Below are 18,400 nucleotides of genomic sequence, written 5' to 3' on the forward strand. Positions count from 1 at the left end.
GATTGCCTTAATTTCGGCTCATGAGAGGCGAATGACCTGAAATTAGATGAGGATTCGACGTAAATGACCCGCCCTGATCTGGACCGGTTTGATCGGTCGATCCTGACGATTCTGGCCGAGGACGGGCGTATCTCGGTTGCTGACCTTGCGCGACGCATCGGGCTGTCGAAATCACCTACTCAAGCACGTGTGAAAAGACTTGAGGCCGAAGGGATCATCACCGGATACCGTGCCCTGCTGGACCCAATCCGCCTTGGTTTGGACCATGTTGCGTTTGTCGAAGTGCGCCTGACCGATACGCGTGAGAAAGCGTTGGCAGAGTTCAACGCAGCGGTGCGCAAGGTGGCCGAGATTGAACAAGCCCATATGATTGCGTCGAATTTCGACTATCTTCTGAAAATCCGCACGGGTTCTATGTCGGAATACCGTGCGGTTCTGGCCGAGAAGATCTCATCCCTGCCGCATGTAGCCAATACCTCTACTTTCGTTGCGATGGAGGCCGTGAAGGAAACGGGCGTGTCCGGAGCTATCGAAGGGATGGGTTGACGAACGATCTGGTGGCGTCACCATTGGTGCATGAGACAGATCGCTTTTGCTTCCGCCTTTCTTCTTGCGTCTAATGCCGTTCTGGCGGCGGACTGCCCGGTTGCACCGGATCATAGTGCCGATGTCAGTGGTGTGATCGCGCAAATCCAGCAGGCCGAAAACGAACAGGCTGCTCGTGCTTTGTCCAACCAACTGTGGGAATACTGGACCGACGCACCGGATGAAAGCGCGCAGGCAGTGTTGGACCGGGGCATGACACGTCGCAACGCCTGGGATTTGCTGGGCGCGATTGAGGATTTCGACAAGCTGATTGCCTACTGCCCGTCCTATGCTGAAGGATACAACCAGCGGGCCTTTGCGCATTATTTGCGACAGGATTTTGCGGCTGCCTTGCCCGATCTGGACAGGGCCATTGAGCTTTCACCAAACCACGTAGCGGCGATCAGCGGGCGTGCGCTTACATTGTTGGGACTGCAAAGAATCGACGAAGCGCGGGAGGCTCTGAGCCAGGCCCTGGAACTGAACCCGTGGCTATCTGAGCGTCATCTGCTGGCGCCGGGTGGACCGTTGGCGCCACAGGGGCAGGATATCTGACGAAAACGCCCCCGAAACCGAAATGCCGGGGGCGTTTCCCTATGGTTTGTTTAACCAACCAGACCGTTATCGGCGCGCTTGATCGCAATCACTGATGAGCGCGGCGTGCCGCCGTCGGGCCAGTTGCTGCCCGGGTGCTGGATGCCGACGAACATGGTGCGCAGATCGGTGGACCAGGCCAGACCGGTAACTTCACAGCCGTTGGGGCCAGTCATGAAGCGCGCGATTTCGCCGGTGGTCGGGTCACCAACCAGCATCTGGTTGTTACCGTGACCTGCGAAATCTTCCTCATTGTCGTCATTGCCGTCGGTCTGGATCCAAATCAGACCCGTCGAGTCGATGGCCATGCCGTCGGGCGAGTTGAACAGGTTGCCCTCGTTTACATTCGGCGAACCGGCGCGGTCGTCGGAATGCACGGTCGGGTTGCCGGCCATGACGTACAGATCCCAATCGAACGCTTCGGCGGCGTGGTCATCACCTGCAGGGCGCCAACGCACGATTTGGCCGTATTTGTTGGCCTCGCGCGGGTTAGCCGCGTTAACCGAGGTATCGTCACCACCAGCATTCGGCTTGACGCCCCGGTTCTTGTTATTGGTCAGACAGCAATAAGCTTCGACCGCAACCGGACTGGAAGCGACCCATTCCGGACGGTCCATGGTGGTGCCGCCTGCAGCCGACGCGGCCATACGGGTGAAGATCAGGATCTCAGCCGCGTCCATACCGGTTGTTTCTGATGTCAGCGGCAACCACGAACCGGTTGCGTCGTCGTTGAATTTGGCCACATAGAGCGTGCCGTCATTCAGCAGGCTCTCGGTCTCGCCACCGGGCTGGTAGGTGCCGTTCGAGACGAACTTGTACAGGTACTCGCCACGCTCATCGTCACCCATATAGACAACCACACGACCATCCGCGGCCAGTGTCACCTCGGCGTTTTCGTGCTTGAAGCGGCCCAGACCGGTGTGCTTGACCGGAGTGCTGTCCGGCTTGGTGGGGTCGATCTCAACGATCCAGCCCGCACGGTGCGGTTCATTTGGGTTTTTCGACGTGTCAAAGCGCGGATCGAACAGTTCATAGCCGTTCCAGCTTTCGGCTTTGATGCCGTAGCGCTTCATACCATCTGCGACCTTCTGGTCATAGCTGGCGTTCTCGTCTGACGACCCGAAATAGCCGTTAAAGTTCTCTTCGCAGGTCAGGTAGGTGCCCCAAGGGGTTTTACCTGCACCACAGTTGTTCATGGTGCCCAGCGAAGCGGTGCCGGTTGGATCGGCCGCGGTCTTCAGCAGGTCATGCCCGGCTGCAGGGCCAACGATTTTCATCGGGGAATTGTGGTGGATGCGGCGGTTGAAAGGGCTGTCTTTGACTACCGACCAGCCGTCGAGGCCTTCGGTGATTTCCATCACGGTAACGCCCTGCAGGTTCTGCAGTTTCAGAACGTCGTCAGCGCTGGCGGGTACGCCTTCCTGCGCGGCGGGCAGGTTGATCTTGCGATTCGGATATTCGTGGTTGATCGCAATCAGTTCGTGCCCCTGGAACGAGAAGGTCTCCATTCCGTCGGTGTTTTCACCGAAAATGCGATCCGATTTCTCGACCGCGCCGCCATCGGTCAGGTCGTAACCGTCTGCGTCGGAAAACAGCGGGTCACCCCAGCGCATCAGCATTTTCCACTCGTACCCTTCCGGCACGTGTACGGTGCCGTCGGTCTGCGCAGCAATCGGAGTGAATGCAAAACGCGACGCGGTGACGGCGTGTGCGGCCGTCGAACCCATCAGGCCGGCACCCATGGCAGCAGCGCCCGAGCCAAAGGCCAGTACACCGCCCAGAAAACCGCGACGCGAAATGGCGCGTTCGACAACGCGGTCAAAATCGTTTTCCTCGGGGCGCGGGAAATGCAGTTCGTCCCAGTCGTCGGCGGATAGTGTGGTGGGGTCGACGTCTTTCATGGATGGCTCCTGGCTGTCTGAAAAAAAGTGGATGAAAGGGATTTAGGGCGTCTTTGTGACAGGTTGTTAACAACGCACTTAAGGATGGTGCCTTATCTGCCGGGAAACAGAATTGGGAAAAGGGCTGCGGCCTTCTCCACTCTGGATATAATGAGTTATTCTTGGAAATTCAGAGGTAATCATTTTGGCGTGATGTGTTTGCGCTGCGACATTTAGCGCAAACGCTGACCCGCGGCGTCAAAGCGATAGGCCTTGTCTGCGGCGTATGCAAAACGCAATTCCTGCCCTTCGGAAATCGCGTGCTGGCCGAACAGCCGTGCCGTTACCGCATGGTCGTGTATTTTGGCGATGACGTTGGTGTCACCGCCCAGTTTTTCCACATGACTTACACGCACCGCCAGTGGACCGTCATCGGACAGGTAGAGGTCTTCGGGGCGGATGCCGATGGTGTTTTGACCGCTGCCCAGTAACCCCTCGGGCAGAAAATTCATCGACGGAGAACCCAGAAATCCAGCAACAAACTGGTTGGCGGGGTTGTTATACAGTTCCATCGGGGTGCCGGTCTGTTCCACCCGTCCGTCACGCAGCACGACGATCTTGTCGGCCAGTGTCATCGCCTCGGTCTGGTCATGGGTGACGTAGATCATCGAGGCATCCAGTGCCCGGTGCAGGTTAGCGATCTCGATCCGTGTATTCATCCGCAATGCGGCGTCGAGGTTGGAAAGTGGCTCGTCAAACAAGAACAGCTTGGGTTCGCGCACGATGGCGCGCCCAATTGCAACACGCTGGCGTTGCCCGCCAGACAGTTCGGACGGGTAGCGGTCCAGATAATCCTCAAGGTTCAGCATTCGGCTGGCATTGGCAACACGCTCTTCGATCACCGCCTTGGGTTGTTTTTCCTGCTTCAACGCCAGTGTCATATTCCCACGCACGTTCAGGTGCGGGTAGAGCGCATAGCTCTGAAACACCATCGCGATCCCGCGCTTGGACGGCGGCACCAGATTGACCTGCTGACCGCCGATGTTGATCTCGCCCGAAGATGCATCCTCAAGCCCTGCAATGACCCGCAACAGGGTGGACTTGCCACAGCCCGAGGGGCCGACGAAGACAACAAATTCGCCTTCCTCAACCTCTAGCGTGATGTCTTTCAGAACATGCACATTGCCGAAGGACTTATTTACATTTGTCAGGGTCAGAGCGGTCATGACGCGGGTTTCTCCAACGAAACGGGTTGGCCGGTGCGGATGCTTTCATCCGCTGCCAGACAAATGGCGAGGGACTGGACGGCGTCATTCATATGACGCGCTAGGTCGATGTTCTCAGCGATGGCGCGCAGCATATAGGCCTGCTCAGCATAGCAGAGTTCCTGATGACCGGGCTCATCAGGCATCTCGATGGTGCGGTCTCCGCTTGGCGTATGGACCAGCAGCCCGCCAACCTTGGTGTGACCGTCGATATCTGCCGAAGCGCCCTTGTTGCCATCGGTAATCGAAACCGACCCGTTGGGCGATACGATATCCTTCACGAAAAACGCCGTCTCGGACATCATCGGACCCCATCCGGCCTCGTACCAGCCCACCGAGCCGTCGTCGAAGATCACCTGAAACTGGCCGTAGTTATACATGTCCTCAGCGATCTCATTGGATAGGCGTAGGCCCATGCCGTGCACGCGTACAGGCTGCGCGTCGGTGATCTGGCACATCACATCGACATAGTGCACACCGCAATCGACGATGGGTGACGTTGTCTGCATCAGCGCCTTATGCGTTTCCCACTCTGCGCCCGAGGATTGCTGGTTCAGGTTCAGACGGAACACATACGGCCCGCCCAGATCGCGTGCCTCGGTAATCAGGCACACCCATGAGGGGTGGTGGCGCAAGATGTAACCCACGACCAGTTTGCGGTTCAGCCTCGTGGCGGTTTCAACCACACGCCGCGCATCCGCCACGTTGGTGGCCAGCGGTTTTTCGACGAAGACATGCGCACCAGTCTCCATCGCGGCACATGCGTAGTCGGCATGGCTGTCGGAATAGGTGGCGATCACGGCCAGATCGGGTTTAGTCTCTGCCAGCGCAGTCGCGAAATCTGAAAAAGCCGGGTAACCCGCAAGGTCGGGGTGCTCCACGTGACCGGACCGATTCACCAGCCCCACGATCTGTGCGTCGGGGTGGTGGTGGTGGGCCAGTGCATGGCTCAGCCCCATATTGCCAAGGCCTGCAATCAATACACGGGTCATTTGACAGCTCCTGACGTGATGCCACGGATCAGTTGGCGCGAGAAGATGACGTAGAGTACCAGTACCGGCAGAATCGCCATCGATAGGGCCGAGAGAACCGCGTTCCAGTCGGTGACGAATTGCCCGATGAAAACCTGACTGCCCAGCGTGAGTGTCTTGGTTTCTTCAGCCGGCGCAAGGATCAGCGGGAACCACAGGTCGTTCCAGATCGGGATCATGTTGAACACCGCCACGGTCGCCATCGCAGGTCGGACCAGAGGCAGCACCAACCGGAAGAAGATCGTGTATTCTGACAGCCCGTCGATGCGGCCTGCGTTTTTCAGGTCATCACTGACCTGCCTCATGAATTCTGACAGGATAAACACAGCCAACGGCAAACCCTGCGCCGTATAGACCAGGATCAGGGCCCAGAGCGTGTTCACCAGCCCGGTCGCCACCATCATCTCAAGGATTGCCACGGTGCCGATGCGGATCGGGATCATGATCCCCAGCGCCAAATAAAGGCCCATCAGCAGGTTGCCCTTGAACTGATATTCCGACAACGCATAAGCCGCCATGGCGCCGAACAGCAAGATGAAGAACAGCGATGCCACGGTGACGATCATCGAGTTCTGGAAGTAGAGGAAGAAATCCCCCTGCTTCATCACCGTTTCATAGCCGATCATCGAGAAACTGTCTGCGTTGGGCAGGGCCAGCGGTTCGCGAAAGATGGCGCGGCGGGATTTGAAGCTATTGATCAGGATCACGAAGACCGGGAACAGGGCAATCAGTGTATACAGGATCAACGCCCCGTGCATTGCGGCGGAGTTGAGGGGGTTTTGGCGTGCTTTGTTCATTGCAGGGCCCTCACAATTGATACCGACGCATCCGGGTTTGGATGCCGAACAAGTAAATACAAACCCCCATAAGGATGATCGCGAACATGGCCCCCGCAATAGCCGATCCCATATGTGGGTCGCCCAGTTGCAATTGGAAGCCAAAGAAGGTGCGATACATGAAAGTGCCCAGAATATCGGTCGAGAAATCCGGCCCTGCCAGCGCGCCCTGCGCCGCATAGATCAGGTCGAATGCGTTGAAATTGCCAACAAAAGTCAGGATCGAGATGATCCCGATCGAGGGCAGGATCAGTGGCAGTTTGATCTTCCAGAAGGCCGAGGCGCCGGTGATGCCGTCAATCTCTCCGGCCTCTAGGATTTCCTCGGGGATGGTCAGCAGGGCTGCATAGATCAGCATCATCGGGATGCCGACGAATTGCCAGACCGAGATCAGTGCCAGCGTGGTCAGGGCGTATTCTTCTTTCCCCAGCCACGGCGCAAACAGCGATTTCAACCCGATTGCATCCAGCATCGACGGGGCGATACCCCAGATCGGCGACAGGATAAGCTTCCATGCGAAACCCACAATCACAAAGCTGAGGATCGTTGGAATGAAAATCGCCGAGCGGTACAGCGCTGCGAACCGCAGGCGCGGGTGGCTCAGCAGCGCCGCCAGTGCGATCCCGATGGGATTTTGCACCAGCATGTGGATCAGGAAGAACCAGAAATTGTTGCCTAAGGCGTTCCAGAACTGCTCGGACCAGACCGGATCGAAAAACAGCGTTTGAAAGTTCTGCAATCCGACGAACACGCGGGTCTGATCGACCTCGGTAAACAGCGCCAGTCGCAGCGTGTTGAACAGAGGAAAGATCATCACTGCCGTATAAACAAGGACGGCTGGTGCCAGAAACACGACGATATGCCAGCGGAAGCGGGTGCGGTTCATGGGGCAGCTTTCAAAGGGGTGTCGGGTATACCCGGGCGGGCATGTCCGCCCGGGTAGGTGTCAGGTTACTGGTGCGGTGCGTACCAGCTGGACAGGCCTTCCTGCAGCTCGGCACCCAGTTCCTCGGGCGACTTGGCGCCCTTGATCGCAGCGACCGAAGCGCCCCAGGTCTCATTTTCAAGGTTCGGCGTGCCGCGCGACAGGATCTGATAGGTCGAACGGATGGTCGACTCGCATTCCTCGCGCCAGCCAACGATTTCTTTGGCCAGCGGGTCCTGCAACTCGACCGGAGTGCTGGACAGCGGGAAGAAGCCGGGCAGGGCATTTCCGAAAATCTCGGCGAACTCGGTGCTTGCGACCCAGGCCAGGAAGGTCTCAGCCGCCTCTGGGTGTTCGGTCGCGGCGTTCATGCCGATGCCGATATCGGTGTGGTCCGAGATATAGCAGGTGTCGCCCGCATTACGGACCGGTGGCTTGAAGGCACCCATCTCGAAATCGGCCTGCGTGTTGAAGCCCGAGATTTCCCACGACCCGGCGGGATAGATCGCGGCTCGGCCCAGCGTGAAGATGTTCTGGCTGTCGGGATAGGTCTGCGCCTCATACCCGTCGCCCATGTATTCGGCCCAACGGGCAAGGGTCGCATAGGGGGCGGTCCAGACCTCATCGGTCAGTTTCTGTTCGCCCGAGATCAGCGCCTGACGGCCTTCCTCGCCCTTCCAATAGTTCGGACCGATGTTGTTGTAGCCCATCGTGGCGGCTTCCCATTGGTCGTTAGTACCCATGGCCAGAGGGATATAAGTGCCGTCTTCCCTGATCTTGTCGAGGGCGGCAAAGAACTCATCTTCAGTGGTCGGAGCTTCGATGCCCAGTTCGTTGAACGCGTCCTTGTTGTAGATGAAACCATGGATCACCGAGGCCATAGGAACGCAGAAACTAACCGCGCCGTCATCCGTCTGCCACGCCGACTTCGCAACGTCCGAGAAGTTGCCCATCGCCTCGACACCCGACAGGTCGGTCAGGTGGCCGGCCTCATACAGCGCCAGAGAAGCGTCGAACGGACGGCAGGTGATCAGATCGCCGGCTGAGCCCGCGTCGAGTTTCGAGTTCAGCACGGCGTTGTATTCCGCCGGGGCCGAGGGGGTGAACTGGATCTTGATTCCGGGATGCGCAGCTTCAAAGGCAGGGATGATCTGGTCCTGCCACAGGGTGAGGTCGTCGTTGCGCCAGCTTTCGATGGTCAGCGTCACGTCCTCGGCAAAGGCGCTTGTGGCCATCAGGGTCGTGCCCAGTAAGGCGAGCTTCAGGCTTCTGTGTGTCATTGTTCTCTCCCGTTTGGTTTTTCGTTGTCAGTTTTGCGCCAATGCGGCGGTCAATATTCCATTGCAGGCCTGAAGCCGTGTTTCGGCCTGCTCAAGCGACAGGCCTTGCGCAGCGATCAGGATAGCGGGTTTCACTTCTCCGTTTGCTGCATCCAGCGCCTGCTGTGCGGTGTTGATGTCCACATCCGCGATCCGGGCGACGATTCCGGTTGCCCGCGCCCGCAGCTTGTCATTGTCGGCCCGCAGATTGACCATCATCCCGCCATGCACATGGCCCAACTCAACCGCCATCAACGAGGACAACATGTTGAGCGAGATCTTCTGCGCAGTCCCCGCGCCCATGCGGGTCGAGCCCGAGATCAGTTCGGGCGGCGTGGCCAGAAGGATCGGAATGTCAGCACCTTGCAGCAGCGGGCTGCCCGCGTTGTTGGCGATGCCGATTACGGTCGCGTTACGCGCGCAGGCGATCTCCGTGGCCGCCAAGGTAAAGGGCGTGGACCCACTGGCCGACACCGCGATCACCGTGTCGCGCGCGGTTATTGAGCCCAAGGCCTGTTCGAGGCCCTCGGTCGCATCTTCGGCTCCTCCCGGCATCTGGACGCCGGTCGGCAATCCTCCAGCCATGTGAATACGTAATTGGGCAGGCGGGATTGAGTACGTGCCGCCCAACTCTTGCGCGTCGGCTGCCGCCATTAAGCCTGACGACCCGGCGGCCACGTAGTGCAGCACCCCGTCAGCGCGGATCGTTCCCGCCATGGCCTCGGCGCCACGAGCGATGTGCTCCAGCGCGTCCCTGACGGCGAAAGCCGCCGCGATCTGCCCCTCGGCCAGTGCGCGCGCCGCACTGACCAGATTGCCTGGGGTCAGCTGTGTAGCGTCAGGGTGCAATTGTTCAGTCGGCGGCAGCGTCAAGAGAATCCCCTCGTGTGTTCGCTATACGATACCTATCTAATACCACTTGTCTATATTTTTCTTTCTCCGTGAAATCTTTTTGGCGATTTCTGCGAAAACAGAGCTTGGTGTTGGGTTTTTTGCGGAATAGGGGCTTTCCCAGGTTCAAAAGGTACTATATTGGTATTGTCATGATCGAGTCTCGAAATAGCGCCGTAGTGGCGGTGGATGGCGGCGGAACGCGCTGCCGGGTGGCCTGTGAAGTCGATGGAGTGACCCGTTCCGCTGAAACCGGGGCCGCCAATGTTTCGACCGATTTTGACGGGGCGCTTGCGCAGATTCGGGCCGGGCTTGATGCTTTGTCACGACAGATCGGGGTTGATGTCGCTGATCTGCGCGGCTGGCCTGCATTTGTCGGCCTTGCAGGCGTCACAGATGATGTCATTGCCGAGCGATTGCGCGATGCGCTGGGCCTGACCTGCGCGCGGGTCGAAGATGACCGCCCTGCCGCCGTGCGCGGCGCGTTGGGCACGCAGGATGGTTTGATCGCACATTGCGGCACCGGATCTTTCCTTGCGGCTCAGGTGGATGGCGCGATGCGATTTGCCGGGGGCTGGGGGTCGGTCCTTGGAGATGAGGCTTCGGCCCAATGGGTCGGGCGCCGGGCCTTGTCTGAGACGCTTTGCGCTTATGATGGTACGCAAGTTCAGACCGGTTTGACGCAAAAGCTATTGGCCGATCTGCACGGTCCGGCTGGCATCGTATCTTTCGCCGGGTCTGCGACACCTGCGCAGTTTGGGGCGCTTGCCCCAGCAGTCACGACCGCCGCGCAGGCAAGAGATTCTGTCGCCGTGGAAATCCTGCGGGCAGGGGCAAACTATATCGCCGAAACCGCAAAGCGGCTTGGTTGGCAAGCGGGCAGGGCGATTTGCCTGACCGGCGGGATTGCGGGGCAATATGCGCCTTACCTTTCGACAGAGATGCAATCTGCCCTTCGCCCTCCGAAAGGAGAGCCCCTGATCGGCGCATTGGCCATGGCCAAGGAGGTACGCCATGAGCATCACTGACTTCCTGCGCGCCGATCAGTGGCTGAGCCCTGAAAAGGGCCCACGCTATGTCCAGTTGCGGCGCAGATTGCAAGAAGGGATCGACAACGGGGTCTTGGCCCCGAACTCATCGCTGCCGTCGGAGCGGGAACTGGTTGAGATCACCGACTTGTCGCGCGTCACCATACGCAAAGCGATTCAGGAACTGGTTCAGGACGGTATAATCGAACAGCGCCAGGGGTCAGGTTCGTTCATTCGCGAACGTGTGCCGCGAGTTGAGCAGTCGTTGACACATCTGACGTCCTTCACCGAAGACATGTCCAGCCGGGGAATGCGAACAACTTCAAAATGGTTGGAGCGCGGTGTCTTTGCGCCAAATCCTGAAGAGGTCGCCGCACTGAACCTAAAAGACGGCGAACAGATTTCCCGTATCTACCGCCTGCGCGAGGCCGATGGTCGTCCGTTGGCCCTGGAACGAGCCGCGCTGCCGTTGGATGTTTTGCCAAATCCTATCGAAGTCACCACCTCACTCTATGAAGTGTTGGACGGATTGGGCCGGCGGCCTGTGCGCGCGGTGCAGAAAATTTCGGCCCTCAACCTCGCGGCTATTGAGGCCGAGCTACTGGACGTTCCCGAAGGGGCAGCGGGGCTGAATATCGAACGGATTTCATTCCTCAAGAACGGACGGGTCGCGGAACTGACCCGATCCCTTTATCGCGGTGACGCCTATGATTTCGTTGCCGAATTGCGGTTGTAACCGGAAAGGCCGGAAAAGTATGTCTGAACACAGCTCGAAAATGCTTCAGGAGATTCTGGAAATTCCTGATGCCGTGGAGCGTTTGCTAAGTCAGGGCGCCACCAACATTCAGGACGCGGCGGCGCTGTTCAAAGACACCGACCCCCGGTTTCTGATCACAGTGGCTCGGGGGTCGTCCGACCATGCATGCCTGTATCTGAAATACGCTGCCGAGTTGTTACTGAACCTGCCTGTGGCTTCAGTTGGACCATCCGTTAGTTCAATCTATGATGTGGATCTTCGGGCTGAGGGGGCGTTGTGTCTGTCTGTGTCGCAGTCCGGGCAAAGTCCGGATATCGTGGGGATGACACGGTCGTTGAAGTCTTCGGGTGGTGTTACCGTTGCCATCACCAACAATACGGAATCGAGACTGGTTGAGGCGACGGATGCGGTGCTACCTCTGCATGCAGGGCCCGAGCTTAGCGTCGCGGCCACCAAGACATTTGTTACTTCGCTGGTGGCCGGTCTGTGGATGTTGGCTGAGACCAAGAGAGATGGAGAACTATCTGCCGCGATCCGGTCCTTGCCAGAGTATCTGGCGCAGGCCGCGCGATGTGACTGGTCGGCGGCGGCAGATGCGATCACGGGGCGGTCGTTGTTCACGTTGGGTCGTGGACCGTCTTTTGCAATGTCCAATGAGGCGGCATTGAAGATCAAGGAAACCTGCCAGATACACGCCGAAAGCTATTCAACAGCCGAGGTACTGCACGGGCCAGTTTCAATCGTGGAAGAAGGGTTTCCAACCATCGTCTTCGCAGCTGGGGACGCGGCCGAACTGTCAACGGCTGAGGCGGCTGACGCTCTGGCAGAAAAGGGATCAACGGTGTTTGCTACCACCAATAGGGTGACCCGGGCGCAGGCCCTGCCTGTTACGCGGACTGATCATTGGCTGACCGACCCCATTGCAACCATCACGTCTTTTTACAGTATGGTCGAAGCCGTGGCGCGCGCACGCGGAATCGACCCGGACACACCGCGCCATCTTAGAAAGGTGACAGAGACAGTATGACCTCAGGTTCAGCAACGTTCCGCAACGGGGCCCTGTTTGATGGCGGGCGCTTGCATTTTGGTCAGGCCATTGTTTTTCTCAACGGTGCGTTGGCTGAACTCGTGCCGGAAGAGCACGCGAAAAACGAAGGGCTGGTCATTGACCTGAACGGGGATGTTCTAAGCCCCGGATATGTCGATCTGCAAGTTAATGGCGGCGATGGGGTGATGTTCAACGATGACCCCTCGGTTGAGACGATCAGACGTATCGCCGAGGCGCATCGCAGGTTAGGTGTGGCGTTTTTGCTGCCGACCCTAATCACGGATACGCCCGAGAAAACGCAGGCCGCAATAGAGGCCACCATTCAGGCAGTGCGTGCCGGTGTTCCGGGCGTAGCCGGTCTGCATCTGGAGGGGCCGCATCTGTCCGAAGCTCGCAAGGGGGCACATGACGGGGCATTGATCCGCCCGATGGAGGATGCGGACCTGGCGGTTCTGATCGCGGCGGCGGGGGAACTGCCTTGCCTGAAGGTGACGATTGCACCCGAATCCGTGTCCGAGCAGCAGGTTAAGGCGTTGTTCGATGCAGGTGTTTTGGTGTCGTTAGGCCATACCAATGCGGATTTTGCGACCTGCCAGCGCTATGCCGCAGCGGGTGCACGTTGTGTGACGCATCTGTTCAACGCCATGAGCCAGTTGGGTAGTCGCGAACCGGGGTTGGTCGGCGCGGCGCTGGCCAATGGCGGTTTGTCGGCGGGTCTTATTGCCGATGGTATCCATGTTCACCCAGAGGTGATGCGCGCCGCATGGGCCGCCAAAACCGCACCCGGTCAAATCTATCTGGTCAGCGATGCCATGGCAATTGCGGGCACGGATCAGACTGCATTCGAATTGGAAGGCCGTCGAATCTCGCGGACCAAGGGCCGATTAACGCTTGATGACGGAACGCTGGCCGGGGCCGATCTGGACCTGACCAAAGCCATCCACAATCTTGTCACGCAGGTGGGTGTGCCGCTGCAGGATGCGCTGGCCGCTGCTACGACTTATCCGGCATCAATGATTGGCCAAAAGGGTGTGCAACCGTTGCAATATGCGTCGATGATCCGGATTTCGTCTGGCCTCGACTCATGCGAATGGCTACCCGATTAGGCCAGAACGGAACCAACATTTGGCACTGTTTGAACTGTTCGAAGGATTGCAGACAGAAATTCTTTTCCATCGTCGAACGGCGCTTGACGGCGTCAGACGCATCGCTTAAACCGACCTGCGCTGAGCGGGCGTCGTATACTGGCTATTACCTCAGCCTTCCAAGCTGATGAAGCGGGTTCGATTCCCGCCGCCCGCTCCAAGTCAGCCCCAAAATTCTGCGTCAAATAGCCCTGAGATGGGTTCAATTCACGATGCGCAGCTTGACCCGGCGTTTCGCTGCCGCCAAGAAGCGGGCAACGAATGCGAACATAAGTTAAGGGCCAAGCATGGCAAGAAGAGCCTCAGCCAGTCCAGCACAGCAATCCGCGCCAGGTGCTACCGAAGAGCGCGCCGGATCCAAGAAGATTGGCGTTCTGGCGTCACTCTGGCCGTTCATGCGGCCCTACCGGTTGCTGATGATCGGTGCGACGCTGGCACTGGTTCTGACCGCCAGCATGACGCTGACGCTGCCGCTGGCCGTGCGCCGTGTGGTCGATAATTTCCGCATCGAAGATGGCGAACTGCTGGATTGGTACTTTCTGGCCGCGCTGGGCATCGCTGCGGTTTTGGCTTTGGGTACCGGTTTGCGCTATGCGCTGGTGACCCGGCTGGGCGAACGCGTAGTGGCCGATATCCGCAAGGCGGTGTTTGACCGCGTGATTGGCATGAGCCCCGAGTTTTATGAACGTATCATGACCGGCGAGGTCCTGAGCCGGATCACCACCGACACGACTCTGATCCAGTCGGTGCTGGGCTCGTCCGTGTCCATCGCACTTCGCAACATGCTGTTGTTCCTTGGCGGGTTGGTGCTGATGCTGCTGACCTCGGCCAAGCTGACCGGGATGGTGATGCTGCTGATCCCGATAGTGGTGGTGCCGATTCTGCTGCTGGGGCGGCGTCTGCGGGTGATCAGCCGTGAAAATCAGGATTGGATCGCAGCGTCTTCTGGTAACGCGGGCGAGGCGCTGAGTGCGGTGCAAACGGTGCAGGCCTTCACTCACGAACAGGCCAGTCGCAAGCAATTCGATGACATGACTGAGACCTCCTATGTCGTCTCGCTGCGCCGCATTCAGACCCGCGCGGTTCTGACAGTCATCGTGATTTTCCTGGTTTTCACCGGCATTGTCGGCGTGCTGTGGATGGGCGCGAATGACGTCCGCAACGGCGTAATGACCGAAGGGGTGCTGATTCAGTTTGTGATCTACTCGATCATCATGGCTGGATCAGTGGCGGCCCTGTCGGAGATTTGGAGCGAGCTGCAGCGCGCTGCCGGTGCAACCGAGCGATTGGTTGAACTTCTGAATACGCAAGACACCGTTAACGATCCGGTCAACCCGGAAGCGCTGCCGTCACCCGTGCGAGGTGAGATTCGTTTCGAAGACGTGACCTTCCGCTATCCTTCGCGCCCCGATGTGGTTGCGCTTGAGCATCTCACGTTGCAGGTGAATCCCGGCGAGACAGTGGCCTTTGTCGGCCCTTCTGGCGCGGGTAAGACAACCGTCATCCAGATGATCCAGCGGTTCTATGATCCGGCCTCGGGGCAGGTCATGCTGGACGGTGTAGACCTGCGTGACATTGACCGGGCCGAATTCCGCCGTCACATGGCGTTGGTGCCGCAAGACCCCAACATTTTTGCCACCTCTGCCCGTGAAAACATCCGCTTTGGCCGTTTGGACGCCTCGGATGCCGAGGTTGAGGCCGCCGCCCGTGCCGCTGCAGCGCATGACTTCATCTCTGCTCTGCCCGAAGGCTATGACAGTTTCGTCGGTGAACGCGGCGTGATGCTGTCGGGTGGACAGAAACAGCGCATCGCCATCGCACGCGCGATCCTGCGCGATGCGCCGGTTCTGCTTTTGGACGAGGCGACCTCGGCGCTGGATGCGGAAAGCGAACGGGCAGTGCAGGGTGCCGTTGACCAGATGCGCGCGGGCCGTACCACGCTGATCGTGGCGCACCGTCTGGCGACGGTGAAAAAGGCCGACCGGATCGTGGTGATGGAAGCTGGCCGTATCGTGGCGCAGGGCACTCATGACGATCTGGTGGCACAGGATGGCCTCTATGCCCGTCTGGCGCGCCTGCAATTCACCGATGGCATAGCGGCCGAATAAAGTGACGCTGGGGCAAAACTGCTAAGTCCGCAGCGTCATTCTACCTCTTTGGTGTCTTCGCAGCTAAGGCCTTTCTTGAACCTGCGCGGTTTTGCTTCCATCTTGGCGGTGGATACAAAACCCGCGCTGGACACGGGAGAGATAAGGGAGGAACCACATGGCCTTTGTGGGTTTGGAAGACAAGGCAAGGATGGAGCAGGAAATGTCGTGGGAGGACCGCGATGTACCGGTCACCTTCCACCAGTTGCTGTCACGTACGGCGGAAAAATTCCCCAACAGCAATGCGATGAGCTTTCAGCTGTTGTCCGGCCCGACCGATAAGGCTGAGACGCTGACCTGGTCCGAACTGCTGGGCAAGGTCAATCAGGCCGCCAACCTGTTCCGGTCCTTGGGCATCGGCGAAAAGGATGTGGTGGCCTACGTGCTGCCCAACTGTAACGAGACGCTGATCACCCTGATGGGCGGCGCAGTGGCCGGGATCGTCAATCCGATCAACCCGCTGCTGGAACCCGAACAGATCGCCGCGATCCTTCGTGAAACCGGGGCCAAGGTGGTGGTGACGCTGAAGTCCTTCCCCAAAACCGATGTCGCGCAAAAGGTCGAAGAGGCGGTGCGCCACGCACCCAAGGTCAACACCATTCTGGAGATTGACCTCACCCGATACCTGACGCCGCCGAAATCCTGGCTGGTGCCGTTCCTGCGCCCCAAGATGGGCGACAAAGAGCATCTGGCCCATGCGGATTACAAGAACTTCAATCAGGAACTGGCCAAGCAACCCACGACGCTGACCTTCGAGGACAGCAAGGAAGACCGTGTTGCCTGCTATTTCCACACTGGCGGCACCACGGGTATGCCCAAGGTGGCACAGCACAAGTATTCTGGCCTGATCTATAACGGCTGGCTGGGCAACACGCTGCTGTTTTCCGAAGAAGACGTGATCATGTGCCCGCTGCCCATGTTCCACGTCTTTGCCGTGCACGTGATCGTGATGGCGGCCGTGTCGTCGGGTGCGCATGTGGTCTTCCCGACCCCAGCCGGGTATCGCGGCGACGGGGTGTTCGACAATTTCTGGAAGTTGATCGAGCGCTGGAAAGTGTCCTTTATCATCACCGTGCCCACCGCAATTGCCGCCAAGATGCAGCGCCCGGTGGATGCGGATATCTCAACCGTGAAAACGGCATTCTCGGGCTCGGCCCCGTTGCCGGTTGAACTGTTCCGCCGCTTTGAAGATGCAACTGGCGTGACCATCGTCGAAGGCTATGGCCTGACCGAGGCGACCTGTCTGGTTTCGTGCAACCCGGTGGATGGTGAAAAGAAGATCGGCTCGATCGGGATTCCGTTCCCCTATACGGACGTCAAAATTCTTCAGGACGGGCCGGATGGGCCGGTAGAATCACCCGCAAATGAGATCGGCGAAATCTGTATCTCGAACCCCGGTGTCTATGCGGGCAACACCTATACAGAGGCCGACAAGAACGTGGACCTCTACCACTTCGACAAATACCTGCGCACCGGCGATCTGGGGCGGTTTGACGAGGATGGTTATCTGTGGATCACCGGCCGCGCCAAGGACCTGATCATCCGCGGCGGCCACAACATCGACCCGGCCGAGATCGAAGAGGTTCTGCTGGGGCACGACGCTGTGGCCTTTGCCGGGGCCATCGGCCAGCCCGACTCTTATTCGGGCGAGGTGCCTTGCGCCTTTGTCGAACTGGTCGACGGGGCCAGCGTGACTGAAAAAGAGCTGATGGAGTATTGTAGCGTGCATGTCCATGAGCGCGCGGCGCAACCCAAGCACATGACGATTTTGGATGAACTGCCGAAAACCGCCGTGGGCAAGGTGTTCAAGCCCGAGCTCCGCAAACAGGCAATCACCCGCATCTATAACGGCGCGCTTGAAAAGGCCGGGGTGGATGCACGTGTGGTGTCGGTGATCGACGACAAGAAGCGCGGGCTTGTCGCGCAGCTTGACGCCAACGGTTCCTCGGACGACGATGTCGGTAAGGTGCTGGGATCGTTCACCCGGCCATGGGAATGGGCTGCCTGACCGCGGAGGAACAATGGATTATGAACGTCTGATTGATGAAGAAACCTGGGCGTTCATAAGGCGAACGGCTGAAAGCTATCCTGACGACGCGGTCGATCTAACAATCGAGGATCAGCGCCGCGTCTATAACGAGATGTGTCAGGACTTTCGCCAACCCCGGCCTCCGGGTCTGAATGTGCAGGACAGGTCCGCCGATGGCGTGCCTGTCCGCGTTTACACCGCCGGAGATCCAACGCGAACCGTCGTCTATTTTCATGGCGGCGGTTTTGTTGTCGGTGGGCTGGACAGCCACGATGACGTCTGCGCCGAGATTTGCGCGCAGACCGGGTATCGGGTGGTTGCCGTAGATTACCGTCTGTGCCCCGAACATGTGCATCCCGCCCAGTTTGATGACAGTTGGACTGCCACGAACTGGGCAGCCACCGAGTTCGGTGACCCCATGGTTCTGGCCGGAGACAGCGCCGGGGGGAACCTAGCGGCTGCGGTTGCACATTTTGGTCGCGGGCGGCTTGAGGGCATGCTGGGGCAGGTTCTGATCTATCCTGGACTGGGTGGAGATACGTCTACGGGATCATATATAGAACACGCTCACGCGCCGCTTTTGACGCTGGATGAAATCAAGTTCTACGAGAAAGTCCGCTGTGGCGGCACGGTTCCGCAAAACGATCCAACATTTGCGCCTTTGCACGATACCGATTTCTCGGCCCTGCCGCCGACCGTGGTGGTGACGGCGGACTGCGATCCGCTGCGCGATGACGGGGCGATCTATTGCGAGCAAATCGCGGCAGCCGGGGGGGATGCGCATTGGCTCAATGAGCCCGGCCTCGTGCATGGCTATCTGCGGGCGCGGACCTCGGTCAAGCGCGCCGCAGACAGTTTCGAGCGGATTTCCATCGCCATCGAGGCGTTGGGCCAAGAGATCTGGCCCTACGATTGACTCC

16 protein-coding genes and 1 tRNA gene are annotated in these 18,400 nt (G+C 58.9%); 10 read left to right on the forward strand and 7 right to left on the reverse strand.

All coding sequences use genetic code 11. The annotated features are described in order from the left end of the window. The first annotated feature begins 63 nt into the window (after positions 1-63). Positions 64-546, forward strand: a complete 483-nt coding sequence (locus ACR0ER_RS02345; protein ID WP_170331849.1) for an Lrp/AsnC family transcriptional regulator — start codon at positions 64-66, stop codon at positions 544-546. 30 nt (positions 547-576) lie between these two features. Then, complete coding sequence (locus ACR0ER_RS02350; RefSeq protein ID WP_480767556.1) at positions 577-1,140, forward strand: tetratricopeptide repeat protein; 564 nt, start codon at positions 577-579, stop codon at positions 1,138-1,140. A 50-nt stretch (positions 1,141-1,190) separates the two neighbouring features. Here the strand turns inward: ACR0ER_RS02350 and ACR0ER_RS02355 are convergent, their stop codons facing one another. From ACR0ER_RS02355 to ACR0ER_RS02385, 7 genes are all read right to left on the reverse strand, one after another. After that, positions 1,191-3,080, reverse strand: coding sequence for a PhoX family protein (locus ACR0ER_RS02355; protein ID WP_480767557.1), 1,890 nt, complete (start codon positions 3,078-3,080; stop codon positions 1,191-1,193). A 212-nt stretch (positions 3,081-3,292) separates the two neighbouring features. Further along, positions 3,293-4,285: an ABC transporter ATP-binding protein gene (locus ACR0ER_RS02360; RefSeq protein ID WP_480767558.1), complete on the reverse strand. Its 993-nt coding sequence runs from the start codon at positions 4,283-4,285 to the stop codon at positions 3,293-3,295. Beyond that, complete coding sequence (locus ACR0ER_RS02365; RefSeq protein ID WP_480767559.1) at positions 4,282-5,316, reverse strand: Gfo/Idh/MocA family protein; 1,035 nt, start codon at positions 5,314-5,316, stop codon at positions 4,282-4,284. Before ACR0ER_RS02365 ends, ACR0ER_RS02360 begins: the two co-directional genes overlap by 4 nt. After that, the gene (locus tag ACR0ER_RS02370; RefSeq protein ID WP_480767560.1) at positions 5,313-6,152 is read right to left on the reverse strand and encodes a carbohydrate ABC transporter permease; all 840 of its coding nucleotides are present in this window, start codon (positions 6,150-6,152) and stop codon (positions 5,313-5,315) included. The genes ACR0ER_RS02365 and ACR0ER_RS02370 overlap by 4 nt, the downstream gene beginning before the upstream one ends. Before the next feature lie 10 nt (positions 6,153-6,162). After that, the gene (locus ACR0ER_RS02375) at positions 6,163-7,077 is read right to left on the reverse strand and encodes a carbohydrate ABC transporter permease (protein WP_480767561.1); all 915 of its coding nucleotides are present in this window, start codon (positions 7,075-7,077) and stop codon (positions 6,163-6,165) included. Between the two features lie 65 nt (positions 7,078-7,142). Then, a complete protein-coding gene (locus ACR0ER_RS02380; RefSeq protein WP_480767562.1) occupies positions 7,143-8,396 on the reverse strand; it encodes an ABC transporter substrate-binding protein in 1,254 nt (417 codons plus the stop codon). 27 nt (positions 8,397-8,423) lie between these two features. Continuing rightward, positions 8,424-9,308: an N-acetylmuramic acid 6-phosphate etherase gene (locus tag ACR0ER_RS02385; RefSeq protein ID WP_480767563.1), complete on the reverse strand. Its 885-nt coding sequence runs from the start codon at positions 9,306-9,308 to the stop codon at positions 8,424-8,426. Between the two features lie 170 nt (positions 9,309-9,478). Between ACR0ER_RS02385 and ACR0ER_RS02390 the strand changes: the two genes are divergently transcribed. The 8 genes from ACR0ER_RS02390 to ACR0ER_RS02425 all read left to right on the forward strand — a co-directional run bounded on the left by ACR0ER_RS02390 (position 9,479) and on the right by ACR0ER_RS02425 (position 18,396). Beyond that, entirely contained in the window at positions 9,479-10,354 is an 876-nt protein-coding gene (locus ACR0ER_RS02390) for a glucosamine kinase nucleotide-binding domain-containing protein (protein ID WP_480767564.1), read from the forward strand. After that, positions 10,341-11,090 (forward strand): GntR family transcriptional regulator, encoded by a 750-nt coding sequence (locus ACR0ER_RS02395; protein ID WP_170331827.1) that lies wholly within the window; start codon positions 10,341-10,343, stop codon positions 11,088-11,090. Before ACR0ER_RS02390 ends, ACR0ER_RS02395 begins: the two co-directional genes overlap by 14 nt. Before the next feature lie 19 nt (positions 11,091-11,109). After that, a complete protein-coding gene (locus ACR0ER_RS02400) occupies positions 11,110-12,138 on the forward strand; it encodes an SIS domain-containing protein (protein WP_480767565.1) in 1,029 nt (342 codons plus the stop codon). Further along, positions 12,135-13,265 (forward strand): N-acetylglucosamine-6-phosphate deacetylase, encoded by a 1,131-nt coding sequence (gene nagA / locus ACR0ER_RS02405; protein ID WP_480767566.1) that lies wholly within the window; start codon positions 12,135-12,137, stop codon positions 13,263-13,265. The genes ACR0ER_RS02400 and nagA overlap by 4 nt, the downstream gene beginning before the upstream one ends. A gap of 124 nt (positions 13,266-13,389) precedes the next feature. Continuing rightward, positions 13,390-13,464, forward strand: a tRNA-Gly gene (locus ACR0ER_RS02410). Between the two features lie 127 nt (positions 13,465-13,591). Then, complete coding sequence (locus tag ACR0ER_RS02415) at positions 13,592-15,412, forward strand: ABC transporter transmembrane domain-containing protein (RefSeq protein ID WP_480767567.1); 1,821 nt, start codon at positions 13,592-13,594, stop codon at positions 15,410-15,412. A 157-nt stretch (positions 15,413-15,569) separates the two neighbouring features. Further along, a complete protein-coding gene (locus ACR0ER_RS02420) occupies positions 15,570-17,459 on the forward strand; it encodes an acyl-CoA synthetase (RefSeq protein WP_480767568.1) in 1,890 nt (629 codons plus the stop codon). Positions 17,460-17,472: 13 nt separating this feature from the next. Next, positions 17,473-18,396, forward strand: coding sequence for an alpha/beta hydrolase (locus ACR0ER_RS02425; RefSeq protein ID WP_480767569.1), 924 nt, complete (start codon positions 17,473-17,475; stop codon positions 18,394-18,396). Positions 18,397-18,400: the final 4 nt, after the last annotated feature.

Source organism: Ruegeria sp. CH8, assembly GCF_056536985.1.